26 protein-coding genes are annotated in these 25,192 nt (G+C 64.1%); 6 read left to right on the top strand and 20 right to left on the bottom strand.

Features of this window, described 5'->3' with window-relative positions; all coding sequences use genetic code 11:
- The first annotated feature begins 331 nt into the window (after positions 1-331).
- A complete protein-coding gene (locus N5C28_RS15010) occupies positions 332-1,531 on the top strand; it encodes a CaiB/BaiF CoA-transferase family protein (RefSeq protein ID WP_279823472.1) in 1,200 nt (399 codons plus the stop codon).
- A 72-nt stretch (positions 1,532-1,603) separates the two neighbouring features.
- Positions 1,604-2,317, top strand: a complete 714-nt coding sequence (locus N5C28_RS15005) for an endonuclease I family protein (RefSeq protein ID WP_279823471.1) — start codon at positions 1,604-1,606, stop codon at positions 2,315-2,317.
- A gap of 77 nt (positions 2,318-2,394) precedes the next feature.
- Here N5C28_RS15005 and thrC read toward each other — a convergent pair whose 3' ends face one another.
- The 10 genes from thrC to ffh all read right to left on the bottom strand — a co-directional run bounded on the left by thrC (position 2,395) and on the right by ffh (position 11,149).
- Complete coding sequence (gene thrC, locus N5C28_RS15000; protein ID WP_279823470.1) at positions 2,395-3,804, bottom strand: threonine synthase; 1,410 nt, start codon at positions 3,802-3,804, stop codon at positions 2,395-2,397.
- A gap of 10 nt (positions 3,805-3,814) precedes the next feature.
- Positions 3,815-5,119: a homoserine dehydrogenase gene (locus N5C28_RS14995; protein WP_279823469.1), complete on the bottom strand. Its 1,305-nt coding sequence runs from the start codon at positions 5,117-5,119 to the stop codon at positions 3,815-3,817.
- A 113-nt stretch (positions 5,120-5,232) separates the two neighbouring features.
- A complete protein-coding gene (locus N5C28_RS14990; protein ID WP_279823468.1) occupies positions 5,233-5,958 on the bottom strand; it encodes a thioredoxin fold domain-containing protein in 726 nt (241 codons plus the stop codon).
- A gap of 126 nt (positions 5,959-6,084) precedes the next feature.
- Entirely contained in the window at positions 6,085-6,981 is an 897-nt protein-coding gene (xerD, locus tag N5C28_RS14985; RefSeq protein WP_279823467.1) for a site-specific tyrosine recombinase XerD, read from the bottom strand.
- Positions 6,982-7,077: 96 nt separating this feature from the next.
- The gene (locus tag N5C28_RS14980) at positions 7,078-7,497 is read right to left on the bottom strand and encodes an acyl-CoA thioesterase (RefSeq protein WP_279823466.1); all 420 of its coding nucleotides are present in this window, start codon (positions 7,495-7,497) and stop codon (positions 7,078-7,080) included.
- A 141-nt stretch (positions 7,498-7,638) separates the two neighbouring features.
- A complete protein-coding gene (gene rplS, locus N5C28_RS14975; RefSeq protein ID WP_279823465.1) occupies positions 7,639-7,989 on the bottom strand; it encodes a 50S ribosomal protein L19 in 351 nt (116 codons plus the stop codon).
- 41 nt (positions 7,990-8,030) lie between these two features.
- The gene (trmD, locus tag N5C28_RS14970) at positions 8,031-8,783 is read right to left on the bottom strand and encodes a tRNA (guanosine(37)-N1)-methyltransferase TrmD (protein ID WP_279823463.1); all 753 of its coding nucleotides are present in this window, start codon (positions 8,781-8,783) and stop codon (positions 8,031-8,033) included.
- Positions 8,784-8,788: 5 nt separating this feature from the next.
- On the bottom strand, positions 8,789-9,316 hold the full coding sequence (rimM, locus tag N5C28_RS14965; RefSeq protein ID WP_279823741.1) for a ribosome maturation factor RimM: 528 nt from the start codon (positions 9,314-9,316) through the stop codon (positions 8,789-8,791).
- Positions 9,317-9,333: 17 nt separating this feature from the next.
- Positions 9,334-9,585 carry a 30S ribosomal protein S16 gene (gene rpsP, locus N5C28_RS14960; RefSeq protein ID WP_009403592.1) on the bottom strand — a complete coding sequence of 84 codons (252 nt, stop codon included), beginning with the start codon at positions 9,583-9,585 and terminating at the stop codon, positions 9,334-9,336.
- A 184-nt stretch (positions 9,586-9,769) separates the two neighbouring features.
- Complete coding sequence (gene ffh, locus N5C28_RS14955) at positions 9,770-11,149, bottom strand: signal recognition particle protein (RefSeq protein WP_279823462.1); 1,380 nt, start codon at positions 11,147-11,149, stop codon at positions 9,770-9,772.
- Between the two features lie 198 nt (positions 11,150-11,347).
- On the opposite strand from ffh, the gene ccsA reads away from it, so the two are divergent.
- Positions 11,348-12,148: a cytochrome c biogenesis protein CcsA gene (gene ccsA / locus N5C28_RS14950; protein WP_279823459.1), complete on the top strand. Its 801-nt coding sequence runs from the start codon at positions 11,348-11,350 to the stop codon at positions 12,146-12,148.
- Between the two features lie 42 nt (positions 12,149-12,190).
- Here the strand turns inward: ccsA and N5C28_RS14945 are convergent, their stop codons facing one another.
- From N5C28_RS14945 to N5C28_RS14925, 5 genes are read right to left on the bottom strand one after another with little or no spacing between them, the layout of a single operon-like run.
- On the bottom strand, positions 12,191-12,919 hold the full coding sequence (locus N5C28_RS14945; RefSeq protein WP_279823458.1) for an SGNH/GDSL hydrolase family protein: 729 nt from the start codon (positions 12,917-12,919) through the stop codon (positions 12,191-12,193).
- Positions 12,919-14,100 (bottom strand): formate-dependent phosphoribosylglycinamide formyltransferase, encoded by a 1,182-nt coding sequence (gene purT, locus N5C28_RS14940; RefSeq protein WP_279823456.1) that lies wholly within the window; start codon positions 14,098-14,100, stop codon positions 12,919-12,921. Before purT ends, N5C28_RS14945 begins: the two co-directional genes overlap by 1 nt.
- 49 nt (positions 14,101-14,149) lie before the next feature.
- Positions 14,150-14,338 (bottom strand): DUF1289 domain-containing protein, encoded by a 189-nt coding sequence (locus N5C28_RS14935; protein WP_279823455.1) that lies wholly within the window; start codon positions 14,336-14,338, stop codon positions 14,150-14,152.
- Entirely contained in the window at positions 14,335-14,862 is a 528-nt protein-coding gene (locus N5C28_RS14930) for a gamma carbonic anhydrase family protein (RefSeq protein ID WP_279823454.1), read from the bottom strand. The genes N5C28_RS14935 and N5C28_RS14930 overlap by 4 nt, the downstream gene beginning before the upstream one ends.
- Before the next feature lie 46 nt (positions 14,863-14,908).
- Complete coding sequence (locus N5C28_RS14925; protein ID WP_279823453.1) at positions 14,909-15,511, bottom strand: CoA pyrophosphatase; 603 nt, start codon at positions 15,509-15,511, stop codon at positions 14,909-14,911.
- A 159-nt stretch (positions 15,512-15,670) separates the two neighbouring features.
- On the opposite strand from N5C28_RS14925, the gene N5C28_RS14920 reads away from it, so the two are divergent.
- The gene (locus tag N5C28_RS14920; protein WP_279823452.1) at positions 15,671-16,228 is read left to right on the top strand and encodes an NUDIX hydrolase; all 558 of its coding nucleotides are present in this window, start codon (positions 15,671-15,673) and stop codon (positions 16,226-16,228) included.
- A 19-nt stretch (positions 16,229-16,247) separates the two neighbouring features.
- Positions 16,248-16,751: a L,D-transpeptidase family protein gene (locus tag N5C28_RS14915; protein WP_279823451.1), complete on the top strand. Its 504-nt coding sequence runs from the start codon at positions 16,248-16,250 to the stop codon at positions 16,749-16,751.
- Between the two features lie 65 nt (positions 16,752-16,816).
- On the opposite strand, the gene N5C28_RS14910 is transcribed toward N5C28_RS14915, so the two are convergent.
- The 3 genes from N5C28_RS14910 to purL all read right to left on the bottom strand — a co-directional run bounded on the left by N5C28_RS14910 (position 16,817) and on the right by purL (position 21,472).
- Positions 16,817-17,134, bottom strand: a complete 318-nt coding sequence (locus N5C28_RS14910; RefSeq protein ID WP_279823450.1) for a YqfO family protein — start codon at positions 17,132-17,134, stop codon at positions 16,817-16,819.
- 149 nt (positions 17,135-17,283) lie between these two features.
- A complete protein-coding gene (locus N5C28_RS14905) occupies positions 17,284-17,556 on the bottom strand; it encodes a CDGSH iron-sulfur domain-containing protein (RefSeq protein WP_279823448.1) in 273 nt (90 codons plus the stop codon).
- Between the two features lie 19 nt (positions 17,557-17,575).
- Entirely contained in the window at positions 17,576-21,472 is a 3,897-nt protein-coding gene (purL, locus tag N5C28_RS14900; protein WP_279823447.1) for a phosphoribosylformylglycinamidine synthase, read from the bottom strand.
- Positions 21,473-21,638: 166 nt separating this feature from the next.
- Here purL and mltF point away from each other — a divergent pair, with 166 nt between their 5' ends.
- A complete protein-coding gene (mltF, locus tag N5C28_RS14895; RefSeq protein ID WP_279823445.1) occupies positions 21,639-23,099 on the top strand; it encodes a membrane-bound lytic murein transglycosylase MltF in 1,461 nt (486 codons plus the stop codon).
- A 9-nt stretch (positions 23,100-23,108) separates the two neighbouring features.
- Here mltF and tadA read toward each other — a convergent pair whose 3' ends face one another.
- On the bottom strand, positions 23,109-23,591 hold the full coding sequence (gene tadA / locus N5C28_RS14890) for a tRNA adenosine(34) deaminase TadA (protein WP_279823444.1): 483 nt from the start codon (positions 23,589-23,591) through the stop codon (positions 23,109-23,111).
- A gap of 152 nt (positions 23,592-23,743) precedes the next feature.
- Positions 23,744-25,114 (bottom strand): multicopper oxidase family protein, encoded by a 1,371-nt coding sequence (locus N5C28_RS14885; RefSeq protein ID WP_279823443.1) that lies wholly within the window; start codon positions 25,112-25,114, stop codon positions 23,744-23,746.
- Positions 25,115-25,192: the final 78 nt, after the last annotated feature.

Raw genomic sequence — 25,192 nt, 5'->3', positions numbered from 1 at the left:
GAAGACTAGACCCTTACATGTGATCGCGCAACACATTACATGTGATGAATATGGCAACACGGAAAAACAGCCGCCCAGGCGATATCCGCAGCGCGAAAAATCGGCTGATGACGAGAGAGGCATTCGAGGAAAGGGCAGGAGGGAGAGTCCGTCCGGAGATCTGACCAAGCGCATCCATTCGCCAACCCGGATTAAACCCCACAACCGACCAGGGCGCACCACAAAAAGCGCCAACCCCATCGCACCCGGGAGAATCCACCAGCTCGACGAGGCATGGCGGCCTGGCAGGCAATGCAATAGGCTTGGCCAGTCATCACCTGCCGGAATACGCATGAATCTTCCCAATACGCCCCTGGCCGGCCTGAAGGTCGTCGAACTCGGCACCCTGATCGCCGGCCCCTTCGCAGCGCGCATCTGCGCCGAATTCGGCGCCGAGGTGATCAAGGTGGAATCGCCTAATGGCGGCGATCCGCTGCGCAAATGGCGCAAGCTCTACGAAGGCACCTCGCTGTGGTGGTTCGTGCAGGCGCGCAACAAACGCTCGCTCACGCTCAACCTCAAGCACGAGCAGGGCCGCCAGGTGCTGAAGGACCTGCTGAGCGACGCCGACATCCTGATCGAGAACTTCCGCCCTGGCGTGCTGGAAAAACTCGGTCTGGGCTGGGACGTGCTGCACGCCCTGAACCCCAAGCTGGTGATGGTGCGCCTCTCCGGCTTCGGCCAGACCGGCCCCATGAAGGATCAGCCCGGCTTCGGCGCCGTGGGCGAATCCATGGGCGGGCTGCGCTACATCACCGGCTTCGAGGATCGGCCACCGGTGCGCACCGGCATTTCCATCGGCGATTCGATCGCCGCCCTGTGGGGCGTGATCGGCGCCCTGATGGCCCTGCGTCACCGCGAAGTCAACGGCGGCCAGGGCCAGGTGGTGGACGTGGCGTTGTATGAAGCGATCTTCGCCATGATGGAAAGCATGGTGCCGGAGTTCGATGTCTTCGGTTTCATTCGCGAGCGCACCGGCAACATCATGCCCGGCATCACGCCCTCGTCGATCCACACCAGCGCCGATGGCCGCCACGTGCAGATCGGCGCCAACGGTGATGCGATCTTCAAGCGCTTCATGCAGGCCATCGACCGCCAGGACCTGGCCGACGACCCGAGCCTGGCCAGCAACGACGGCCGCGATGCCCGCCGCGACGAGCTGTATGGGGTGATCGATCGCTGGGTGGGCTCGCTGTCGCTGGAGCAGGTGCTGGACTGCCTGAACCGCGCCGAGGTGCCCGCCAGCCGCATCTACAGCGCTGAGGACATGTTCAACGACCCGCAGTACCTGGCCCGGGAAATGTTCCTCAGCGCCCGACTGCCGGACGGCAAGCCGTTCAAGATGCCCGGCATCGTCCCGAAGCTCTCCGATACCCCGGGCGCCACTCACTGGGTTGGCCCCGAACTGGGTGAACACACCCAGGCAATTCTTCAGGAGCTGGGTTACAGCGCCGAACAGATCGCAGCGCTACGGAGTGACGGCGCGGTCTGACGCCATCATCTGGCTAGCCTTGGCAAGCCGCTCAAGGCCGGTATCATGCGGCGTTTTTTTGGATAATGCCGCATGCTTCTGCGTTGCCTGACCGCCCTTCTGCTCCTCGCCCTCCACCACCCCGCCCTCGCCCAGGCCCCGCGCACCTTCAGCGAAGCCAAGAAGATCGGCTGGAAGCTCTACGCCCGGCAGTCGGTGGAGTTCTACTGCGGCTGCAAATTCCAGGGCAATCGGGTCGACCTGCGCAGCTGCGGCTATGTCCCGCGCAAGAACGCCCAGCGCGCCGCTCGCATCGAGTGGGAGCACATCGTGCCGGCCTGGGTCATCGGCCATCAACACCAGTGCTGGCAACGCGGCGGCCGCAAGGAATGCGCACAGCATGACGCCACCTACCAGCGCGCCGAGGCAGACCTGCATAACCTGGTGCCGGCCATCGGCGAACTCAACGGCGACCGCAGCAACTTCCCTTACGGCTGGAGCCCGCAGAAACCCGGCCAGTACGGCGCCTGCCCGATGGTGGTGGACTTCAAGGCCCGGGTCGCCATGCCGCGCAAGGAAGTGCGCGGCATGATCGCCCGCACCTACCTGTACATGAGCGACCGCTACCGCCTGCGCCTGTCGAAGAAGGATCGCCAGCTGTATGGCGTGTGGCACAAGACCTATCCGCCCAAGGCCTGGGAGCGCCAGCGCAACCAGATGCTCAGCTGCGTCATGGGCTGGAGCAACCCTTATGTGGGCAGCTACGACAAACGCGCCTGCTCGGCCGTGCTGGCACTGGCCCACTGAGCGCGCAGCCTTCCAACCGCCCATGAAAAAGGCCGGTCCCTTGCGGTGACCGGCCTTTTTTTGTCCTGCGGCGATGCTTAAAGCGGCTTGCCGCGGTTACCGTGCTGGCTGACGAAGTCCTGGACGGTCTTCAGGTCATTGGCCAGCACCGTGCAACGCTCTTCACGGGTGAACAGGTCCGTCAGGTGCGCAGGCAACACCGGCGCCTGGCCAATACCGGCGGTCACCACGGCCTCCGGGAACTTGACCGGGTGCGCGGTGCCCAGGGTCACCATCGGCACCGCCAGGCTGCGGCGGCATTCGCGCGCCGCGCGCACGCCAATCGCGGTATGCGGGTCCAGCAGCTCGCCACAGGCCTTGTAGACCTCGGCGATGGTTTCGCAGGTTTCGGCATCGCTGACCGACAGGGAATCGAACAGCTTGCGCGCCTCGGTCCAGCGATCGTCTTCGACGCTGAAACCGCCGCCCTTCTTGAAGTTGGCCATCAGTTCGGCGATCGCCGCGCCGTTGCGACCGTGCAGGTCGAACAGCAGGCGTTCGAAGTTGGAGGACACCATGATGTCCATCGACGGCGACAGCGTCGGGTGCAGGGTGTCCTTCACGTACTGATTGCCGCTCATGAAGCGGTGCAGGATGTCGTTGCGATTGGTGGCGACGATCAACTGGCTGATCGGCAGGCCCATGTTGCGCGCCAGGTAGCCGGCGAAGATGTCGCCGAAGTTGCCGGTCGGCACCGAGAACGCGACGGAGCGCGCCGGGCCGCCCAGCTGCAGGGCCGCGTGGAAGTAGTAGACGATCTGGGCCATGATCCGCGCCCAGTTGATCGAGTTGACCGCCACCAGGCGAGTGCCCTTGAGGAAGCCCTGGTCGGCGAAGCTGTCCTTGACCATCTCCTGGCAGTCATCAAAGTTACCCTCGATGGCGATGTTGTGGATGTTGTCGCCAAGGATGGTGGTCATCTGTCGACGCTGCACCTCGGACACCCGGTTGTGCGGGTGCATGATGAAGATGTCGACGTTCTCGCAGGCCTTGCAGCCTTCGATGGCCGCCGAACCGGTGTCACCGGAGGTGGCGCCCATGATCACCACGCGCTCGTTGCGCTTGGCCAGCACGTAGTCGAGCAGGCGGCCGAGCAGCTGCAGGGCGAAATCCTTGAAGGCCAGGGTCGGGCCGTGGAACAGCTCAAGCACCCACTCATTGCTGTCCAGCTGGCGCAGCGGCGCCACGGCGCTGTGGGCGAAGACACCGTAGGTTTCTTCGAGAATCCTCTTGAAGTCGGCGTCCGGGATGCTGCCGGCGACGAACGGGCGCATCACCCGGAAAGCCAGCTCGTGGTACGGCAGGCCGGCCCAGGACGCGATTTCCTCCTGGGTGAAGCGTGGCAGGTTTTCCGGCACGTACAGGCCGCCATCACTGGCCAGGCCAGCCAGCAGCACGTCTTCGAAGTTGAGGGCCGGTGCCTGGCCGCGGGTACTGATGTAACGCATGACTTACCCCTTAAACCAGTTGTTCGACGCGGATACGGACGACACGGCCCGCCACATCATCCAGCGCTTCGAGCGCCGCGATGGCATCGTTCATGCGCTGCTCGGCAACGCGGTGGGTGACCAGGATCATCGGGACCAGGCCGTCGTGTTCTTCGACTTCCTTTTGCATGATCGATTCGATATTGATGCCGCGCTCCGACAGGATGCTCGCCACCTGGGCCAGCACGCCCGGGCGGTCCTTGGCCTGGATACGCAGGTAATAGGCGCTTTCGCAGGCGGTGATCGGCAGGATCGGGTGATCGGACAGCGAGTCCGGCTGGAAGGCCAGGTGCGGCACGCGGTTGGTCGGGTCGGTGGTCAGCGCACGGACCACGTCAACCAGATCAGCCACCACCGAGGAAGCGGTCGGCTCCATGCCGGCGCCCGCGCCGTAGAACAGGGTGCTGCCGGCAGCGTCGCCATTGACCATGACGGCGTTCATCACACCGTTGACGTTGGCGATCAGGCGGTCGGCCGGGATCAGCGTCGGGTGCACGCGCAGCTCGATACCGCTGTCGGTACGGCGCGCCACACCCAGGTGCTTGATGCGATAGCCCAGGGCCTCGGCGTAGTTGACGTCCGCCGTGGTGAGCTGGGTAATGCCCTCGGTGTAGGCCTTGTCGAACTGCAGCGGGATACCGAAGGCGATGGAGGCCAGGATGGTCAGCTTGTGGGCAGCATCGATGCCTTCGACGTCGAAGGTCGGATCGGCTTCGGCGTAACCCAGCGCCTGGGCCTCAGCCAGCACATCAGGGAAGGTCCGGCCCTTTTCGCGCATTTCGCTGAGAATGAAGTTGCCAGTGCCGTTGATGATGCCGGCCAGCCAGTTGATGCGGTTGGCCGCCAGGCCTTCGCGGATGGCCTTGATCACCGGAATGCCACCCGCCACCGCCGCTTCGAAGGCGACGATCACGCCCTTCTCACGGGCCTTGGCGAAGATTTCGTTGCCGTGCACGGCGATCAGCGCCTTGTTCGCGGTGACCACGTGCTTGCCGTTGTCGATCGCGCGCAGCACCAGTTCACGGGCCAGGGTGTAGCCACCGATCAGCTCGATAACGATCTCGATCTCGGGGTTGTCGACCAGCTCGAAGACATCGTTGGTAATGGGGGTACCGGTAATATCACACTGTGGGTTCGGCGAACGCAGCGCAATGTGCGCCACCTCGATGCCACGCCCGGCACGACGCGCGATTTCCTCGGCGTTGCGCTTGAGCACGTTGAACGTACCGCCACCGACGGTACCCAGCCCACAGATGCCTACTTTGACCGGTTTCACTCTGAACTCCCCATCTGCACTGCGTAAAACGGCCGGAGCATGCTCCGGCCGCAGAAAAAGAGCCGCACCTTACGAAGCGGCTGTTTATTAGTCAATCAGCGCGAAGGCGCTGATTACTGGGCTTCGAGCGCCAGTTTGGCCAGTTGCGGCGCCGGCTGGTAGCCCGGAATCATCTTGCCATTGGCGAGGATCACGGCAGGCGTGCCGTTGACGCCGATCATCTGGCCCAGCTCGTACTGCTTGGCGACCGGGTTGTCGCAATGCACGTCATCCAGCGAGCGGCGGCTCTTGGCGCGGTTCATCGCTTCTTTCTGGTCCTTGGCGCACCAGACGTTGACCAGCTCCTGGGCGGCCGGGCTGTTCAGGCCCTGACGCGGGAACGCCACGTAACGGACTTCGACGCCCAGACGGTTGAGCTCCGGCACTTCGCTGTGCAGCTTCTGGCAGTAGCCGCAGTCGGTATCGGTGAACACGGTGATATGGGTCTTCGGCTTCTCCGGAGCGAACACCACCATTTCCTTTGCCGGAATGGCGTTGATTTCCTTGGCCACGCCCAGGACTTCTTCCTTCTCGGTCAGGTTGATGGCCTTGCCGTCCTTGAACTGAAAGAGGTAACCCTGCATCAGGAACTGGCCGTCACCGCTGGCGTACAGCTGGCGGCCGCCCTTGAGTTGCACCTGGTAGACACCCGGCATCGGGCTCTCGGCGATGGCCTCGATGGGCAGGTCCGGCTGGATCGATTGCAGGCTGTTGCGAATAGCCTGGTCCGGATCGGCTGCCAGGCTGAGGCTGCTGGCCAGGCCAAGGGCCACGGCTGCAAAAAGGCGGGTCACGCGCATGGATACTCCTGTCGAACGACGGACTCACGGATGATGGCGAAGCCTACCATAGAAGCCCGCCAAGGCCGACCGCAGCAGGCTGAACGGATGTCTCAGGATCACCAATGGATCACAGCGCCACCGGCCTCAGCCCCGCGGGTGATGGGTAGCATGCAGCTCCTGCAACCGAGCCCGGGCGATATGGGTGTAGATCTGGGTGGTGGACAGGTCGCTGTGACCGAGCAGCATCTGCACCACCCGCAGGTCGGCGCCATGATTGAGCAGGTGCGTGGCGAAGGCATGGCGCAGGGTATGCGGCGACAGGTTCTTGGCGATACCGGCGACTTTCGCCTGGTGCTTGATCCGGTGCCAGAAGGTCTGGCGGGTCATCTGCTCGCCGCGCAGGCTGGGAAACATCACGTCACTGGGCTTGCCGTCGAGCAGAAACGGCCGGGCCTCGCGCATGTAGCGCTCGATCCAGACGATCGCCTCCTCCCCCAGCGGCACCAGACGTTCCTTGCTGCCCTTGCCGAACACGCGCAACACGCCCTGGCGCAGATTTACCTGCTCCAGGGTCAGGGCGATCAGCTCGCTGACCCGCAGGCCGCACGCATAGAGCACTTCAAGCATGGCGCGGTCGCGCAGGCCGATGGGGTCGTCCAGTTCGGGGGCCGCCAACAGCGCCTCGACGTCCGCCTCAGACAGCGACTTGGGCAACGGGCGCCCCAACTGCGGCAGGTCGACCTGCAGGGTCGGATCGAGGTCGATCACACCTTCGCGCAACAGGAAGCGGTAGAACCCGCGCAACCCGGAAATGAAACGCGCCGTGGAGCGCACCTTGTAGCCTTCATTCAGGCGCCAGGCGAGGTGATCGAGAATCGCATCACGGCCGACGCTTTCCAGCTGCAGACCCCGTTCGGACAACCATACGTTGAAATGCCCGAGGTCGCTGCGATACGCCGAACGGGTGTGAGCCGACAGGCCTTTTTCGAACCAGATCGCCTCGAGAAACCTGTCGATCAGCGGGTGTTCCAGAGTGGGCATCGGCAGCTACTTATGCAGGAGACAGGGACAGCGGCGCCTCGCAGGCGCCACGAGTAGTGTTCCACAGCACGGGCGCGGGCCGCCAGCCGCTCGCGATCAGGCGTCTGCCGGGAACCCGGGCAGCACCGGAATCGGCTTCTTGTCTTCGTCGATGGCCACGAAACTGAACACCCCATTGATGGCGCGCTCCCGGCCGTCGCTGTACATGCTTTCGACGAACACCTCGACTTCGACCTTCAGGCTGGTATTGCCCACCTTGATCACCCGCCCGACCAGCTCGACGATGGAACCGGCAGGAATCGCGTGGTTGAAGTCGATGCGATCGGAGGACACCGTGACCAGCGACAACCGGCAGAAGCGCGTCGCGGCGATGAACGACACTTCGTCCATCCAGGCCAGTGCAGTACCACCGAACAGGGTGTTGTGGTGGTTGGTGGTCGGCGGGAATACCGCCTTGGTGACACGGGTTTCCGACAATGCCGTGCGGCGCTGGATTTCCTGCTCTCTCGGGGTCATGGCCAATCGATCGATAGCGCGCCGTACGGCGCCGTGAATGCGGAAAGGCGCAGCGGATCAGGCAACCGATAAGGCCTGCAGCCGAGCCCATAAACGAAAAAAGCAGCCCGAAGGCTGCTTTTTTGGGAAGGGAAACCGGTCTTAGACCAGCTTCTCCTTGATGCGAGCTGCCTTGCCGGACAGGTCGCGGAGGTAGTACAGCTTGGCCTTGCGAACGTCACCGCGACGCTTGACAGCCAGGCTGTCGACCAGCGGGCTGTAGGTCTGGAAAGTACGCTCAACGCCAACACCGTTGGAGATCTTGCGAACAGTGAAGGCACTGTTCAGACCACGGTTACGCTTGGCGATAACAACGCCTTCGAACGCCTGCAGACGCTGACGATCACCTTCTTTCACTTTAACCTGAACGACAACGGTGTCGCCCGGTGCGAAAGTCGGGATCTCTTTGCTCATCTGCTCAGCTTCGATCTGCTGAATAATCTTGTTGGTCATGCTGCGCTCCTAAGACAGGCCTCTGGCCGGTCATCGATACGTTAACTATCGTCCCGCTGGCGGATGTATTCCTCCAGCAGCTTCTTCTCTTCCCCAGAAAGCGAGCGGCTATCCAGAAGATCGACACGGCGTTCCCAGGTCCGACCAAGGGACTGCTGCAAACGCCAGCGCCGGATGTGTTCGTGGTTGCCACTAAGCAACACGTCAGGAACACGTTTATCCGCATACACCTCCGGACGGGTGTAGTGCGGGCAGTCGAGCAGGCCATCCGTAAAGGAGTCCTCCTCGGCCGAGTCTGCATGACCCAATGCACCAGGCAAAAGGCGCGTTACCGCATCGATCAGCACCATGGCTGGCAGCTCACCGCCAGACAGGACGTAATCCCCGATCGACCATTCTTCATCGACATGCGCTTCGATAAAGCGCTCATCGATGCCTTCGTAGCGACCCGCGATGAGGATCAATCGCTCCTCGTTCGCCAGTTCGCGTACTGCTGACTGAGTCAGCTGGCGACCCTGAGGCGACAGGTAGATCACCTTGGCCTCACCACCGGCAGCCTGCTTCGCATCGAGCAAAGCATCTTCCAGCGGCTTGATCTTCATCACCATGCCAGGGCCACCACCAAAGGGCCGGTCATCAACGGTGTGATGACGATCCGTGGTGTAGCTCCGCGGATTCCAGCAGGTCAGTTGCATCAACCCCTGCTTCACCGCGCGACTGGTAATGCCGTATTCGCTGATGGCGGCAAACATTTCCGGGAACAGCGTGATGACCTCGACGCGCAGGCTAGCCATGTCGCTTAGAAGTCCGCATCCCAGTCGACCCGCATCTCGCCAGCACTCAGGTCGATCGACAACACGCACTGCTCCGTATAGGGCAGCAGGCGCTCACGATCATCCAGGCTGTCGGCGCAGGGTTTGACCACCATTACATCGTTGGCACCGGTCTCGAACAGATGGTCGACCTTGCCGAGCAACTGCCCTGCCTGGTCAATGACCTTGAGACCTTCCAACTGATACCAGTAGAACTCGCCATCGCTCAGTTCCGGCAGCTCGCCACGGGGCACACAAATTTCAAAGCCCGCAAAGGTACGTGCCACTTCGCGGTCATCGAGGCCCTTCAACTTCGCCACCAGGACCTTGCCTTGCAGGCGGCCACTGGTTACTTCGACCTGCTTTACCTCGTTGTCACGCTTGAGCGTCCAACGGCGGTAATCGAGCACGTTATCCACAGGGTCCGTAAAGGAGTACACCTTTACCTCACCTCGTATGCCATGCACCGAAACAATCTTGCCGAGAACGATAAGATCCTCGGCTGGGGCCGGCATCGTGCTCATAGAAGTGCTTAGGCAGCAGCCTTGGCAGCTTCCTTGAGCAGCTGAGCAACGCGCTCAGACGGCTGTGCACCCTGGCTCAGCCAGTAGGTAGCACGCTCTTGATTCACAGACAGCTTCACTTCAGCGCCCGAAGCGATCGGGTTGAAGAAGCCGATACGCTCTACGAAGCGACCGTCGCGCGCATTGCGGCTGTTGGTCACGGTCAGGTGGTAGAAGGGGCGCTTTTTGGAGCCGCCACGAGCAAGACGGATGGTTACCATTGAACTTCGTTCCTGTAGTCGGTGCTGCAAAACTGAAATGCAAGCATAGGGCACTAGGCCCGAAAGGCCGCATATTCTAAGGATTATCCAGCTTTTTGCAAATCTCTTTTTCACCCACCCATCGGCGGGTCATTCGAGACACACCGTGACGGCAGCCGGGCACCGTCACGGCTCAACGCCCGGGTCAGAACTTCGGCATGCCCCCGCCGCCGGGCAACATACCGCCCATGCCGCGCATCATCTTGGCCATGCCGCCCTTGGCGGTGAATTTCTTCATCATCTTCTGCATCTGTTTGTGCTGCTTGATCAGGCGACCGATGTCCTGGACCTGAGTCCCCGAACCCAGCGCGATACGGCGCTTGCGCGAGCCACTGATCATGTCCGGGTCGCGACGCTCTGCAGGGGTCATCGAATTGATGATGGCTTCCATCTGCTTGAACTGCTTCTCGGCGGCGCCCTGGGCGTTGCCCATCTGCGCGAGGTTGACCCCGCCCATCTGCGGCAGCTTGTCCATCAGGCCGCCCAGGCCACCCATGTTCTTCATCTGCTGCAGCTGGTCGCGGAAGTCTTCCAGGTCGAAACCCTTGCCCTTCTTCAGCTTCTTGGTGAGTTTCTCGGCCTTTTCCCGGTCGAGGGTCTGCTCGGCCTGCTCGATCAGGCTGAGCACGTCACCCATGCCGAGAATGCGCGAGGCGATGCGGTCCGGGTGGAACGGCTCCAGCGCTTCGCTCTTCTCGCCCATACCGATGAACTTGATCGGCTTGCCGGTGATGTGGCGCACGGAAAGTGCCGCACCGCCCCGGGCATCGCCGTCGACCTTGGTCAGGACCACACCGGTCAGCGGCAGCGCGTCGGCGAAGGCCTTGGCGGTGTTGGCCGCGTCCTGGCCGGTCATGGCATCGACCACGAACAGCGTCTCGACCGGCTTGACCGCAGCGTGCAGGGCCTGGATCTCGGCCATCATCTCGGCATCGACCGCCAGGCGACCGGCGGTATCGAGGATCACCACATCGATGAACTTGAGCTTGGCTTCCTTGATCGCCGCCTCGGCGATCGCCACCGGCTTCTGACTGATATCGGACGGGAAGAACGTCACGCCGATGTCGGTGGCCAGGGTTTCCAGCTGCTTGATCGCTGCCGGGCGGTAAACGTCAGCGGAGACGACCATCACGGTCTTCTTCTTGCGCTCCTTGAGGAAGCGCGCGAGCTTGCCGGCGGTGGTGGTCTTGCCCGCACCCTGCAGGCCGGCCATCAGCACCACGGCAGGCGGCGCGACAGCGAGCGCGAGGTCTTCGTTGGCTTCGCCCATCAGGGCTTCGAGTTCGGCACGGACGATCTTCACGAACGCCTGGCCCGGGGTCAGGCTCTTCGACACCTCGGTGCCGACCGCACGGTCCTTGACCTTGTTGACGAAGTCCTTGACCACCGGCAGCGCGACGTCCGCCTCGAGCAGGGCCATGCGCACTTCGCGCAGCGTGTCTTTGATGTTGTCTTCCGTCAGCTTGGCCTTGCCGGTGACATTACGCAGGGTCTGCGACAGACGATCCGTTAGATTTTCGAACATGCACGTTCCTTTCAGGCCCCATGGAGCCGAGGGGTGGGCTTGCAGCAAGTCGCGGATTATAACCAAGAGTCGCCGGGTGTTGAGGGAACTTTATCGGCGAGCCCTCAGGAGCGTCGAATGGCGCACGCAGCACAGTCTTTCGTGCAGCAGTCGTATATGCCACACTCAGCGCCTTTCGGGCTTGCCCACCAAGGACTTATGCACCCTCTGCTGCCCACCCTCGCCGCCGCCTGCCTCTACGCCGGCGCCGCCACGTACCAAGGCCTGCGCCTGACCAGCCGCAGCGCACCCGACAAGCGCCTGCTGGCCCTGTTCGGCGTGCTCGCGCTGTTCTTCCACGGCGGCAGCCTGTTCCTGCAGATGTACAACACCGCCGGCCTGGCACTGGACTTCTTCAATGCCTCCAGCCTGATCGCCTACGCCGTGATCCTGCTGACCCTGCTGGCGTCGCTGCGCATTCCGGTGGAAAACCTGCTGTTGTTGCTGTTCCCGCTCGGCGCGTTGACCGTGCTGCTGGCGCAATTCGCCCCCAGCGGCACCCTGCAACCGATCAACGAAGGCCCGGGTATACTGGCGCACATCCTGCTCTCCGTGCTCGCCTACGGCCTGCTGACCATTGCGGTATTCCAGTCGCTGCTGCTGTTGCTGCAGGACCATCAGCTCAAGCACAAGCATCCATCGGGCCTGATCCGGCACTTCCCGCCCCTGCAGACCATGGAAAGCCTGCTGTTCGGTTTCCTCTGGGGCGGCTGGCTGATGCTGTCGCTGTCGCTGCTGTCGGGCGCGCTGTTCATCGACGACCTGTTCGCCCAGCACCTGGCCCACAAGACCATCCTTTCCTGCTTCGCCTGGGTGGTGTTCGCCGTGCTCCTGTGGGGCCGCCATCAACTGGGCTGGCGCGGCCACAAAGCCATCCGCTGGACGCTGGCAGGCTTCTGCCTGCTGATGCTGGCGTACTTCGGCAGCAAGTTGGTCCGCGAATTCATCCTGCACGTTTAATCAGATGCTTGTTGCGGCTGACCGCCGCCCCGTGCAGCGCGCTCAGCCGGCAGACGGCATGATCGTTTCGGCCAGGCCTTGCGCCCAGAGGCGGTAGCCGAGTGCAGACGGGTGATAACCGTCCACCGCGAGAAAGTCCGGCGAGAACATCAGCGCCATCGGGCAATGGGTCGCGCCACGCGGCTCGGCCACGCGCCGCACACACTCATCCAGCAGCGCCGCACGCGCACCCAACACGCCCCGCAACAGCCACGGCAACGCAGAAAAGTGCTGCAGGGGCGGAACCGCGCTCAGCATCACCTGGGCACCCTCGGCAGAAAAGCGATCGACCAGACAGGTCAACGAGGCTTCCCAGCGGGCCAGAGGCGTCAGGTGCGTGGTGTCATTGACGCCGAAGACCAGTAGCACCAGATCGGCAGGTTCGGCCAGCCCTTGCGGCAATAGCCGCTCGCAGGCCTCGACAGCGGTGATGCCGTTTTCGCCGCAGGCGCGCCAGTGCACCGGGCGACGACAGCGAGCCGCCAGCTCCTGCGCCAGGCAGCCGGCCAGCGCCTGCTGCTGGCAACTGACGCCGACACCAGCCACGGTGGACTCCCCCACCAGCAGCAAACGCAACGGCTCGCCGCGCCACTCGCTACCCGCCACGCCCTGGATCGGGCCGGCGGCCGGTGCCAGCCTCAGGGCACGGCGCTTTGTCTGCAGCGCCAGCGGCATGGCCAGCGGCAGCACGAACAGTGCCGCCAGCCACCAGGCAATGGCCCGCCCGCGCATCACAACTCGACGTTGACCGCCTTCGCTGCACGGGTCGCCTTGGCGCGGGCCGCTTCCAGCGATTCGTCACGGGCCAGGGCGACGCCCATGCGGCGCTGACCACTGACTTCCGGCTTGCCAAACAGACGCAGCGCAGTGTCCGGCTCAGCCAGGGCAGCGCCCAGGTTGCCGAAGCTGACCTGCTGCGACTCGCCCTCGACCAGCACCACCGCCGAGGCGGACGGGCCGTTCTGGCGAATCACCGGAATCGGCAGACCGAGAATGGCGCGGGCATGCAGGGCGAACTCGGACAGGTCCTGGGAAATCAGGGTCACCAGGCCGGTGTCGTGCGGGCGCGGCGAGATTTCGCAGAACCACACCTGGTCGCCTTTGACGAACAGCTCGACGCCAAACAAGCCGCGGCCACCCAGGGAGCCGGTGACGGCCAGGGCGATGCGCTCGGCTTCAGCCTGGGCTTTCGGGCTCATGGGCTGCGGCTGCCAGGATTCCTGGTAGTCGCCCTTGACCTGACGGTGCCCCACTGGCGCACAGAAGGTGGTGCCACCGGCATGACGCACGGTGAGCAGCGCAATTTCGTAGTCGAAGTCGACGAAGCCCTCGACGATCACCCGGCCCTTGCCGGCACGGCCACCAGCCTGGGCGTAATCCCACGCGGCCTGCAGGTCATCGATGCCTTTGAGCAGCGACTGGCCCTTGCCCGAGGAGCTCATGATCGGCTTGATCAGGCACGGGAAACCGATTTTCTCGACGGCGGCCTGGCACTCCTCGAAGGAGTCGGCGAACTGGTACGGCGAGGTCGGCAGGCCCAGCTCCTCGGCCGCCAGGCGACGAATGCCTTCGCGATTCATGGTCAGCTGCGCAGCGCGGGCGCTGGGGATCACGGTGTAGCCTTCGTTTTCCAGCTCTACCAGGGTCGCGGTGGCGATCGCCTCGATCTCCGGCACGATGTAGTGCGGCTTCTCCAGTTCGATCACGGCACGCAGGGCGGCACCGTCGAGCATGTTGACCACGTGACTGCGATGGGCAACCTGCATGGCCGGGGCATTGGCGTAGCGATCCACCGCGATCACCTCGACACCGAGGCGCTGCAGTTCGATCACCACTTCCTTGCCGAGCTCGCCAGAGCCACAAAGCAAGACACGGGTCGCGCTCGGCGACAGCGGGGTTCCGATACGGGGCATAGGGATTTCCTTGGAATAACGGTGGCTATGAATGGTCGGGGGCGTGCGCCTACAGCAGCACGCCCTTGGCTTCGGCACGCTGATGGCAACGCTGCAGCACCTGGCGGCGCTCGGCATTGTCCATGAGGCTCCAGCGTGTAATTTCGGCAACGTTGCGCTGGCAACCGATGCAGATATCTTCCTCGTCCAGCGCGCAGACATGCACGCAGGGCGAGGCGACGGGGCGTTCGTCAGTCATTGATCGTCTTGCTCGTGCAGGTCCCGCGCATAGCGCTGGGCGTTGTGCACATAGTGTGCGGCGCTGGCTTCCAGCATTTTCTTCTGCGGCTCGGTCAGCTCGCGCACCACCTTGCCCGGCGAGCCCACGACCAGTGAGCCATCGGGGATTTCCTTGCCTTCGGCGATCAGCGCGTTGGCGCCGATGATGCAGTACTTGCCGATCTTGGCGCCGTTGAGGACCACGGCGTTGATGCCGATCAGGCTGTAGTCGCCCACCGTGCAGCCATGCAACATGGCGTTATGGCCAATGGTGACGCCCTTGCCGATGTTCAGCGGATAGCCCATGTCGGTGTGCATCACCGTGCCGTCCTGGACGTTGCTGTTCTCGCCGATATGAATCAGCTCGTTGTCACCGCGCAGCACCGCGCCGAACCAGACACTCGCCCCCGGCTCCAGCTTGACCTTGCCGACCAGCGTGGCGGTGGGGGCGGTCCAGCTGTCCGGATGCGCGTCGACCTGCGATGGTCCCAGGCGGTACTTCATGGGGGCTTCCTCGTTTCGGCGGCTAGGCGTCCGCTCTAGTAGCGGCTCAGGTAAGGGGAACGAAGTGCTCGGGCGGCTGATGCAGGGCGATCCCGGCGTCGTACACCAGGTTGACCAGCTCGACCAGCATGATCGCGGTCAACCCCCAGATCTTGTATTCGCCGTAGCGATAGCTCGGCACGTACCAGCTCTGCCCCAGGTAATCGATGCGGTGGGTCATCTCCCGAGGGTCTTCACGGAAGAACGCCAGCGGCACGGAAAATACCGAGGCGATCTCGGCGTCGTTGGCCTGGTAATCGACGAAATCCGGCACCACGCCGACATAGGGCGTGACCTGGATACCATGACGCGACACCAGGGTGCTGAGCGGACCGATCACCTCGACCAGCCCCGGTGGCAGGCCGATCTCCTCCTCCGCCTCGCGCAGCGCGGTGCGGATCAGGTCCGGGTCCTCCGGGTCACGTCGCCCGCCCGGGAACGCCACCTCGCCCCCGTGGGTAGACAAGCCACTGGCACGCAGGGTCAGCACCACCTCAGGTTCATCGCTGCGGGTGAGCGGCACCAGCACCGCAGCTTCGGGGAAGTTGCGGTCCGTCTCCAGGAGGCGAGGGCTGTAGCCACGCACGCGGTGCAGTAGCTCATCGAGCATGGGGCGTTCTCGGTCTTTTGTTCTGACCGGGATGATGGCACGAAAGCCGCCGGCTCCCAACCCCCACCCGGCCATACGGCGCCATCGATTGCACTGTCAGCGGCTTGCCGCCAGGCCGCGCCACACGCAAGATAGGCCGGTATTCCAGAGGATTTCGGCATGAAGTTCTGCAGCAGCTGCGGCAACCCGGTCGCCCAGCGCATCCCGGAGGGTGACAACCGCCTGCGCCACGTGTGCGGGCATTGCCACACCATCCATTACGAGAACCCGCGCATCGTCGCCGGCTGCCTGCCGGTCTGGGGCGAGCAGGTGCTGCTGTGCCGCCGCGCCATCGAGCCGCGCCGCGGCTACTGGACCTTGCCGGCCGGCTTCATGGAGAACGGCGAGACCGTCGAACAGGCCGCCGCCCGGGAAACCGTCGAAGAAGCCTGCGCCCGGGTGCGCAACCTGGCGCTGTACACCCTGTTCGACCTGCCGCACATCAACCAGGTGTACATGATGTTCCGCGCCGAACTGGTGGACCTGGACTTCGCCGCCGGCGACGAGAGCCTGGAGGTCCGACTGTTTCACGAACACGACATCCCTTGGTCCGAGCTGGCTTTCCCGACCATAGGCCGTACCTTAGAATGCTACTTCGCCGACCGGCAGCAGCATGCGTACCCGGTCCGCAATGAACCTCTCGCAGCCTTGCTCGCACACGTCAAGAAATTCGACTGATCTTCGGGATACCGTTCCAATGCGTTGGTTGTTCGCCCTGCTCTGCCTGACGCTTGTGGCCTCTGCCCAGGCCACGACCACCACGACCCTCGACGGCCGCCCCGTCGACAAGGTGCTGGTGGTGAAATCCGAACGCAAACTGCAGCTGATCAGCCGTGGCGAGCCACTCAAGACCTACCGCATTTCCCTGGGCAAGCAGCCCACCGGGGCCAAGCAGCAGGAAGGCGACCTGCGCACGCCGGAAGGCTTCTACTGGATCGACTGGCGCAAGACCAGCGACAAGTTCAACCTGTCCCTGCACATCTCCTACCCCAACGCCCGGGACGTGGCCAAGGCACGGGAGAAAGGCGTGTCCGCCGGCAGCATGATCATGATCCACGGCACCCCGCTGGACGAGGAATACCCGGAGTGGTTCTTCCATACCCTGGACTGGACCGAGGGCTGCATCGCCATGAAGAACAGCGACATGCGCGAAATCTGGACCCTGGTCAAGGACGGCACGCTGATCGAAATTCGTCCCTGACCCTTCCAGCAGTCACAAAAAAGGCGCCCGAACGGCGCCTTTTTTCATTCCGCGACACGACTCGCTCAGAACTGCATGTCCGACAGGCGCCAGACTTCGAAGGCCGGGGTCTCGTAGGGGTGGCTTTTCTTCAAGCCCTTGACCGCATCGTGGATGAGCTCATCGGCGACCACCAGCTCGACCTTCCACTCCGCCACGTGCTCCACGCTGCCGACCTGGCCCAGATAGGGCTGACTGCCTTCCAACGGGCGGAACTGGCCCTGGCCTAGGGTCTGCCAGCAGCAGCTGTCATAGGCACCGACGCGCCCGCCACCCGCGGCAAATACCGCTTTCTTCACAGCGTCCAGATGAGTTTCCGGGACGTAGAAACACAGTTTGTACATCGAGCACTCCGCAGGCGGTACCGCCTCATCACGACCGAAATATCATGCCACAGAATAATGGCACTTTGCCGCATCAAAGACGCATGAAATCCATCACAGGCCGTTGATTCGACTCATGATTCGTCCAAGCGTTCCAGGGAGGGGGTGCCTTACTGGCCGTGCCAGAATCGCCGCCACTTGGCCGACAGGCCAGGCGCGGGCGGACTGTGGCTGCCATCGCAGTAGGGAAGTTGGCGTGATGCGCCGCAACGGCACAGCAGCAGGCGTTGCTCGCGGGTGATCTCGACCCGTACACCGTCGGTGCAAGGGGCGCCAGAGCAATCGGGAAGCGCGGGAGACCGCCCGCAGCGGCACAGCAGCAAGGTCTCGCCAGGGTGAACCTGGCGAACCTCGGGGAGACGTGGCGCTGACTCATCGACCATGAGTCAGCACCCCGTGCACTCAGTCCACCCACACGCGGGCGTTACGGAACATACGCATCCAGCCTGCATCTTCCTGCCAGTCATCCGGCTTCCAGGAGTTCTGCACGGCGCGGAACACGCGCTCCGGGTGCGGCATCATGATGGTCACGCGACCGTCACGGCTGGTGAGGCCGGTAATCCCGCGCGGCGAGCCGTTGGGGTTGGCCGGGTAGGTTTCGGTGACCTTGCCGTGGTTATCGACGAAACGCATCGACACGCAACCGGACAGATCCGCTTCCAGCAGCGCTTCCTCGCTTTCGAACTCGGCATGGCCTTCGCCGTGGGCGATGGCGATCGGCATGCGCGAACCGGCCATGCCACGCAGGAAGATCGACGCCGATTCCTGCACCTGCACCATGGCCACCCGCGCTTCGAACTGCTCGGAGCGGTTGCGCACGAAGTGCGGCCAGAACTCGCTGCCCGGGATCAGCTCGTGCAGGTTGGACATCATCTGGCAACCGTTGCACACACCCAGGGCGAAGCTGTCCTTGCGCTCGAAGAAGGCCTGGAAGCCGTCACGGGCACGGGCGTTGAAGAGGATCGACTTGGCCCAGCCCTCACCGGCGCCGAGCACGTCGCCGTAGGAGAAGCCACCGCACGCCACCAGGCCCTTGAACACGTCCAGGCTGACACGGCCACTGAGGATGTCGCTCATGTGCACGTCGATGGCATCGAAGCCGGCACGGTCGAAGGCGGCGGCCATCTCGACCTGGCCGTTGACGCCCTGCTCGCGCAGCACGGCAATCTGCGGACGCACGCCCTTCTTGATATACGGCGCGGCGACGTCGTCGTTGACGTCGAAGCCGAGCTTGACGCTCAGGCCCGGGTTGTCTTCTTCCAGCAGGGCGTCGAACTCCTGATCGGCACACTGGGCGTTATCGCGCAGGCGCTGGATCTGGTAGCTGGTCTCGGCCCACTGACGCTGCAGCATGCGGCGCTGGCCGCCGAACACCGGCTGGCCGTTGAAGCTGATGGCGACTTCGCCGTTGTTGACCGGCTGGCCGATGACCGCGACGCAATCATCCAGGCCGGCAGCACTGAACTGGGCCAGGATATCCGGGGTGGCGTCCTGGCGAACCTGGATCACCGCGCCCAGCTCTTCGTTGAACAGCACGGCCGCCAGCTCGTCGCGGTTGTCGGCCAGGGCATCGAGGAACAGGTTCAGGCCGCAATGACCAGCAAAGGCCATTTCCAGCACGGTGGTCAGCAGGCCGCCGTCGGAACGGTCGTGGTACGCCAGCAGGTGACCGTCGGCATTGAGGCCCTGGATCACGGCGAAGAAGGCCTTGAGGTCTTCGGCGTCGTCGACGTCCGGCGCCTGGCGACCGATCTGACCATACACCTGGGCCAGGATCGAGGCGCCCATGCGGTTCTGGCCACGGCCCAGGTCGATCAGGATCAGGTCGGTCTCGCCCTTGTCCATGCGCAGTTGCGGGGTCAGGGTCTTGCGAACGTCGGTCACGGGGGCGAAGCCGGTCACGATCAGCGACATCGGCGAGGTCACGCTCTTCTCGGTGCCCTCCTCGCTCCACTTGGTCTTCATCGACATGGAGTCCTTGCCGACCGGGATGGTCAGGCCCAGCTCCGGGCAGAGCTGCATGCCGACCGCCTTGACCGCGTCGTACAGACGCGCGTCTTCACCCGGGTGACCGGCAGCGGACATCCAGTTGGCCGACAGCTTGATGTCGGAAATCTTCGCGATGGACGAGGCCGCCAGGTTGGTCAGGGTCTCGCCAATCGCCATGCGGCCGGAGGCCGGGGCATCCAGCAGCGCCAGCGGCGTGCGCTCGCCCATGGCCATGGCTTCGCCGGTGTAGACGTCGAAGCTGGTGGCAGTGACGGCCACGTCGGCCACCGGAACCTGCCAGGGGCCGACCATCTGGTCGCGGGCCACGAGGCCGGTGATGGTGCGGTCGCCAATGGTGATCAGGAAGCTCTTGCTGGCCACGGCCGGGTGACGCAGCACGCGCTCGACCGACTCGTCCAGGTTCAGCGCGCTCGGGTCGAAGTCATCGCCCAGCTCGGCTTCGCGGGTGACTGAACGGTGCATGCGCGGTGGCTTGCCGAGCAGCACTTCCAGCGGCATGTCCACCGGGGTGTTGCCGAAATGACTGTCGGTTACGGTCAGCTGCGGCTCTTCGGTGGCTTCGCCGACCACCGCGAACGGGCAGCGCTCGCGCTCGCAGATGGCCTGGAAACGCTCGAAGTCGGCGGCGCTGACGGCCAGCACGTAACGTTCCTGGGACTCGTTGCTCCAGATTTCGTGCGGGGCCATGCCCGGCTCGTCGTTCGGCACGTTGCGCAGTTCGAAGCGACCACCGCGGCCACCGTCGTTGACCAGCTCCGGGAAGGCGTTGGAGATGCCGCCAGCACCCACGTCGTGGATGAAGGCGATCGGGTTCTTGTCGCCCAGCTGCCAGCAGCGGTCGATGACCTCCTGGCAACGGCGCTCCATTTCAGGGTTTTCGCGCTGCACGGAGGCGAAGTCCAGGTCAGCCGAGCTGGCACCGGTGGCGACCGACGACGCAGCGCCACCGCCCAGGCCGATCAGCATGGCGGGACCGCCGAGCACGATCAGCTTGGCGCCGACAGTGATTTCGCCCTTCTGCACGTGGTCTTCACGGATGTTGCCCATGCCGCCGGCGAGCATGATCGGCTTGTGGTAGCCGCGCACTTCTTCGCCATGCGGGGTGGCGATCGACTGCTCGAAGGTCCGGAAGTAACCGGTCAGCGCCGGACGACCGAACTCGTTGTTGAACGCCGCGCCGCCCAGGGGGCCGTCGATCATGATGCTCAACGGGGTGACGATGCGGTCCGGCTTGCCGTACGGCTTTTCCCACGGCTGTTCGAAGCCCGGGATCTGCAGGTTGGACACGGTGAAACCGGTCAGGCCGGCCTTCGGCTTGGCACCGCGGCCGGTGGCGCCTTCGTCGCGAATCTCGCCACCGGAACCGGTGGACGCACCGGAGAACGGCGAAATGGCGGTCGGGTGGTTGTGGGTCTCGACCTTCATCAGGATGTGAACCGGCTCCTGCACTGCACCATACTGGCGCGTTTCAGGGTTCGGGAAGAACCGACCGGCCACGCTACCAACGATCACCGAGGCGTTGTCCTTGTACGCGGACAGCACACCTTCGTTGTGCATCTGGTAGGTGTTCTTGATCATGCCGAACAGGCTTTTTTCCTGGCTTTCGCCGTCGATGTCCCAACTGGCGTTGAAGATCTTGTGACGGCAGTGCTCGGAGTTGGCCTGGGCGAACATCATCAGCTCGATGTCGTGCGGGTTGCGCTTGAGCCCCTGGAACGCCGCGACCAGGTAATCGATCTCGTCTTCGGCCAGGGCCAGGCCCAGCTCGACGTTGGCGGTTTCCAGCGCCGCGCGGCCGCCGCCGAGGACGTCGATGGAGGTCAGCGGCTTGGGCGAGGCATGACTGAACAGGCCGGCCGCCTCTTCCAGGCTTTCCAGGACCGTCTGGGTCATGCGGTCGTGCAGCAGGGCTGCAACCTGCTGCGCATCAGCCTGGCTCAGCTCGCCGGTCACGTAGTAGGCAATCCCGCGTTCGATCCGCTGGATCTTGGCCAGGCCGCAGTTGCGGGCGATGTCACTGGCCTTGCTCGACCACGGCGAAATGGTGCCGAAACGCGGGATGGTCAGGAACAGACGGCCGGTCGGCTCCTGCACCGGGACGCTCGGGCCGTACTTCAACAGACGGGCCAATACCTGCTCCTCGTCGGCGGAGAGCACGCCGGTGACATCGGCAAAATGCGCGAACTCGGCATACAGCCCAGTCACAGCGGGGACTTTGCTGGTCACTTGCTCGAGCAATTTACCGTGGCGGAAAGCAGAAAGGGCGGGAGCGCCGCGCAGGATCAACATCGGAGACAGCCTCTGGGAAGGGGGTGTACTTTGAGGCCGTGCATTCTAGCCTAAAGCGGCTCGCCGGGGCACCCGTAGCGGAGCACGAGTGCGACGCAGCGTGCTATCAGAGAAGCGCAATGCTGTCGAGATATGGCGCACTGAAAGCTTTGCGTATACTGCGCGGATGTTTGCCCAATCCGCGTTCCGCACGCGCTACGCCAGCTGGCTGTCAGCGATCGGAATCCTCCTGCTGCTCGGCGGCTGTGCTGAAGAACCCAGCACACTCGAGCGCGTACAGGCGGAGGGTGTGCTGCGCGTGGTCACCCGCAATAGCCCAGCCACCTACTTCCAGGATCGTAACGGCGAAACCGGCTTCGAATACGAGCTGGTGAAGCGCTTCGCCGACGACATGGACCTGAAGCTGGAAATCGAGACCGCCGACAACCTCGACGACCTGTTTTCCAGCCTTGGCCGTCCGGGCGGCCCCGTGCTGGCTGCCGCCGGTCTGGTGGAAAGCGACGGCCGGCAGCAGATCGCGCGCTTTTCGCTGCCGTATCTGGATGTCACCCCCCAGGTCATCTACCGCAACGGGCAGCGCCGCCCGACCCGCCCGGACGACCTGCTCGGCAAACGCATCCTGGTGCTCAAGGGCAGCAGCCACGCCGAACAGCTGGCCCTGCTGAAACAGGAATTCCCCGACCTCGAGTACGAAGAGTCGTCCGCCGTCGAAGTGGTCGACCTGCTGCGCATGGTCGACGAAGGCCAGATCGACCTGACCCTGGTCGACTCCAACGAGCTGGCGATGAACCAAGTGTACTTCCCCAACGTACGCGTCGCCTTCGACCTCGGCGACTCGCGCAGCCTGGCCTGGGCCGTGGCGGCTGGCGAAGACACCAGCTTGCTGGACGAGGTCAACGCCTTCCTCAAGCGCGCCGACGAGAACGGCAGCCTGAAGCGCCTGAAGGACCGCTACTACGGCCATGTCGACGTACTGGGCTACGTGGGCGCCTACACCTTCGCCAAGCACCTGCAGCAGCGCCTGCCCCGCTACGAGAAACATTTCCGTCAGGCGGCCCAGGAACAGGGCCTGGACTGGCGCCTGCTGGCGGCCATGGGGTATCAGGAGTCACTGTGGCAGCCGACCGCCACCTCCAAGACCGGGGTCCGCGGCCTGATGATGCTGACCCTGCGCACGGCCCAGGCCATGGGCGTCTCAAACCGCCTCGACCCCAAGCAGAGCATCGAGGGCGGCGCCAAGTACATCGTGCACGTCAAGGAACAGCTGCCGGAAAGCATTCAGGAACCGGACCGTACCTGGTTCGCCCTGGCGGCCTACAACGTCGGTGGCGGTCACCTGGAAGACGCCCGCAAGCTGACCGAGGCCGAAGGCCTGAACCCCGACAAGTGGCTGGACGTGCAGAAGATTCTGCCGCGCCTGTCGCAGAAGCAGTGGTACAGCAAGACCCGCTACGGCTACGCCCGTGGCGGCGAGCCGGTGCACTTCGTACGAAACATTCGTCGCTACTACGACATCCTGACCTGGGTGACGCAGCCGCAGCTGGAAGGCAGCCAGGTGGCGGAAAGCGGCCTGCATACCCCCGGGGTCAACAAGAGCCCACCCCAGAAAGACACGCCACCGCTCTAGTCGAAGCGCCTAGCGGCTCTCGCGCCGCGCCTTGAAGAACGCGCTCAGCACTGCCCCACACTCCTCGCCCAGCACCCCGCCCTCGATCAGCACCCGGTGATTGAGAAAGCCCTGGCTGAAGAAATTCCCCTGGCTCACCGCCACCCCGGCCTTGGGCTCGGTGGCGCCGTACACCACGCGCTGGATGCGCGAATGCACGATCAACCCCGAACACATGCTGCAGGGCTCCAGGGTCACGTACAGCGTGCTGCCGGGCAGGCGATAGTTCTCCAGCGCCTGGGCCGCCGCGCGAATGGCGACCATTTCCGCATGGGCGCTGGGGTCGTGGGTGGAAATCGGGCAATTGAAGCCACGGCCGACGATCACACCGTCGTGCACCAGCACGGCCCCCACCGGCACCTCGCCCAGCGCGGCGCCTTCGGCGGCCAGGGCCAGGGCTTCGCGCATGAAGTGCTGATCCAGGCTGCGATCGACGATCTGCGGTTTTCTCATTGACTCATCCAGGGCGTTACTGCGTCCGATTATCCACACCCCGGTTACGGGGCGGATTCGGGCGAATGGAAAGCACGATTCAGGAGGCACGGCACACCGCGCACAGGCCGCCTATTGTGACGGCTGGATCGAGCCGCCGACAGCCCTTCGCGCTAGACGACCTCGATGGCGGCCATCAGGCCGGTTTCCATGTGATCGATCACGTGGCAGTGGAACATCCACACACCCGGATTATCGGCGACGAAGGCGATGCGAGCGGTCTCGTTCTTGCCCAGCAGGTAGGTGTCGGTGAAGTACGGGATGATCCTGCGCCGGTCCGAGCTCAGCACCTTGAAGGTCATGCCGTGCAGGTGAATCGGGTGCTGGTACTGGGCCATGTTGCGCAGCACGAAGATGTAATGACCGTCCTTCTTCAGGGTGGCGATGGGACGGTCCGCGCAGGTCTTGTCGTTGATGTCCCAGGCCTGGCCGTTGATCTGCCAGTACTTGTAGCTGCCGCCCCGCTCCACATCACCGGACAGCATCGCCGCCCACTCGAAGTTGAAGCGCAGGGTTTCGGCGCGCTCAAGGTCAGGCTCGGCGATCGGGTTGGCCGGCAAGGCCGGCGGCCAGTCACCGGCGGGCGCCGCACTGGCCACGCTCTTGAACGTCGCCAGGCGCAGCGGGCCGTTGCGCAGCGGCAGTTCCTGCCCCTCGGCCGGCACCCGCAGGGCCAGGTCGATGCGCATGCCGGGCCCCAGCCAGTATTCCTTGCCCAAGGGCCGCGGCTCGACCGGGTTGCCATCCAGCGCATAAAGGCGGGCATCGCCACCCGGCAGGTTGAGGCGGTAGGTGATGGTGTTGTCGACGTTGATCAGACGCAGGCGCACCACCTGCCCGGCCGGCAGTTCCAGCACCGGGTTGGGAGCACCATTGATGGTGCTCAGCCGACCGCGCGTACCTTCCCGCGCGGCCTGGCGCGGCACTAGGAAGTCGGTGAAGGCCCCTTGCTCGTCGATGTGCCAGGTCTTCAGGCTGAGCGTGCGCTCATGCAGAAAGCCCGTAGGCTCGCGCTCCTCGACGATCAGCGGACCGACCAGCCCGCGCCCCAGCTGTTCGGCGCTGGCGGTGTGCGGGTGGTACCAGAAGCTGCCGGCATCGTGGCAGATGAAGTTGTAATCGAAGTATTCACCGGGCAGCACCGGTGCCTGGGACACATAGGGCACGCCGTCCATTTCCAGCGGCAGGCGGATGCCATGCCAGTGGATGGTGGTCTGCACCTCCAGCTTGTTGATGAAGCGCACCCGCAGGCGTTCGCCCTGACGGCAGCGCAGCTCGACACCCGGCGCCTGACCGCCATAGGCCCAGGCCGGCGTCACGTGCCCGGGCACCAGCTCCATGTCCAGTGGCGCAGCGATCAGCTCATAGTCGTGGGTGGCCACATTCTCCGGCCGCCCCAGCCAATAGCGCGCGCCGCCTGCGCCCAACCCGACCACACCCAAGCCGGCCAGACCGACCAGCACTTGTCGACGGGTAAAGGACATGCACCACCTCTCACGACTGCGGGCCGCAGCCCCCAAAAAGGCGAATACGATACACCCGCAATTGCGAAACGATAAGGC

The organism is Pseudomonas sp. GD03944, from assembly GCF_029839275.1.
Taxonomy (GTDB): domain Bacteria; phylum Pseudomonadota; class Gammaproteobacteria; order Pseudomonadales; family Pseudomonadaceae; genus Aquipseudomonas.
This window is presented reverse-complemented; position numbering and strand designations above follow the sequence as displayed.

Excerpts from the sequence above, each read along its gene's own strand:
- N5C28_RS15010 (WP_279823472.1), top strand. The coding sequence starts at position 332 with ATGAATCTTCCCAATACGCCCCTGGCCGGCCTGAAGGTCGTCGAACTC.
- N5C28_RS15005 (WP_279823471.1), top strand. The coding sequence starts at position 1,604 with ATGCTTCTGCGTTGCCTGACCGCCCTTCTGCTCCTCGCCCTCCACCAC.
- thrC (WP_279823470.1), bottom strand. The coding sequence starts at position 3,804 with ATGCGTTACATCAGTACCCGCGGCCAGGCACCGGCCCTCAACTTCGAA.
- N5C28_RS14990 (WP_279823468.1), bottom strand. The coding sequence starts at position 5,958 with ATGCGCGTGACCCGCCTTTTTGCAGCCGTGGCCCTTGGCCTGGCCAGC.
- xerD (WP_279823467.1), bottom strand. The coding sequence starts at position 6,981 with ATGCCCACTCTGGAACACCCGCTGATCGACAGGTTTCTCGAGGCGATC.
- N5C28_RS14980 (WP_279823466.1), bottom strand. The coding sequence starts at position 7,497 with ATGACCCCGAGAGAGCAGGAAATCCAGCGCCGCACGGCATTGTCGGAA.
- rplS (WP_279823465.1), bottom strand. The coding sequence starts at position 7,989 with ATGACCAACAAGATTATTCAGCAGATCGAAGCTGAGCAGATGAGCAAA.
- trmD (WP_279823463.1), bottom strand. The coding sequence starts at position 8,783 with ATGGCTAGCCTGCGCGTCGAGGTCATCACGCTGTTCCCGGAAATGTTT.
- rimM (WP_279823741.1), bottom strand. The coding sequence starts at position 9,316 with ATGCCGGCCCCAGCCGAGGATCTTATCGTTCTCGGCAAGATTGTTTCG.
- rpsP (WP_009403592.1), bottom strand. The coding sequence starts at position 9,585 with ATGGTAACCATCCGTCTTGCTCGTGGCGGCTCCAAAAAGCGCCCCTTC.
- ffh (WP_279823462.1), bottom strand. The coding sequence starts at position 11,149 with ATGTTCGAAAATCTAACGGATCGTCTGTCGCAGACCCTGCGTAATGTC.
- ccsA (WP_279823459.1), top strand. The coding sequence starts at position 11,348 with ATGCACCCTCTGCTGCCCACCCTCGCCGCCGCCTGCCTCTACGCCGGC.
- N5C28_RS14945 (WP_279823458.1), bottom strand. The coding sequence starts at position 12,919 with ATGCGCGGGCGGGCCATTGCCTGGTGGCTGGCGGCACTGTTCGTGCTG.
- purT (WP_279823456.1), bottom strand. The coding sequence starts at position 14,100 with ATGCCCCGTATCGGAACCCCGCTGTCGCCGAGCGCGACCCGTGTCTTG.
- N5C28_RS14935 (WP_279823455.1), bottom strand. The coding sequence starts at position 14,338 with ATGACTGACGAACGCCCCGTCGCCTCGCCCTGCGTGCATGTCTGCGCG.
- N5C28_RS14930 (WP_279823454.1), bottom strand. The coding sequence starts at position 14,862 with ATGAAGTACCGCCTGGGACCATCGCAGGTCGACGCGCATCCGGACAGC.
- N5C28_RS14925 (WP_279823453.1), bottom strand. The coding sequence starts at position 15,511 with ATGCTCGATGAGCTACTGCACCGCGTGCGTGGCTACAGCCCTCGCCTC.
- N5C28_RS14920 (WP_279823452.1), top strand. The coding sequence starts at position 15,671 with ATGAAGTTCTGCAGCAGCTGCGGCAACCCGGTCGCCCAGCGCATCCCG.
- N5C28_RS14915 (WP_279823451.1), top strand. The coding sequence starts at position 16,248 with ATGCGTTGGTTGTTCGCCCTGCTCTGCCTGACGCTTGTGGCCTCTGCC.
- N5C28_RS14910 (WP_279823450.1), bottom strand. The coding sequence starts at position 17,134 with ATGTACAAACTGTGTTTCTACGTCCCGGAAACTCATCTGGACGCTGTG.
- N5C28_RS14905 (WP_279823448.1), bottom strand. The coding sequence starts at position 17,556 with ATGGTCGATGAGTCAGCGCCACGTCTCCCCGAGGTTCGCCAGGTTCAC.
- purL (WP_279823447.1), bottom strand. The coding sequence starts at position 21,472 with ATGTTGATCCTGCGCGGCGCTCCCGCCCTTTCTGCTTTCCGCCACGGT.
- mltF (WP_279823445.1), top strand. The coding sequence starts at position 21,639 with ATGTTTGCCCAATCCGCGTTCCGCACGCGCTACGCCAGCTGGCTGTCA.
- tadA (WP_279823444.1), bottom strand. The coding sequence starts at position 23,591 with ATGAGAAAACCGCAGATCGTCGATCGCAGCCTGGATCAGCACTTCATG.
- N5C28_RS14885 (WP_279823443.1), bottom strand. The coding sequence starts at position 25,114 with ATGTCCTTTACCCGTCGACAAGTGCTGGTCGGTCTGGCCGGCTTGGGT.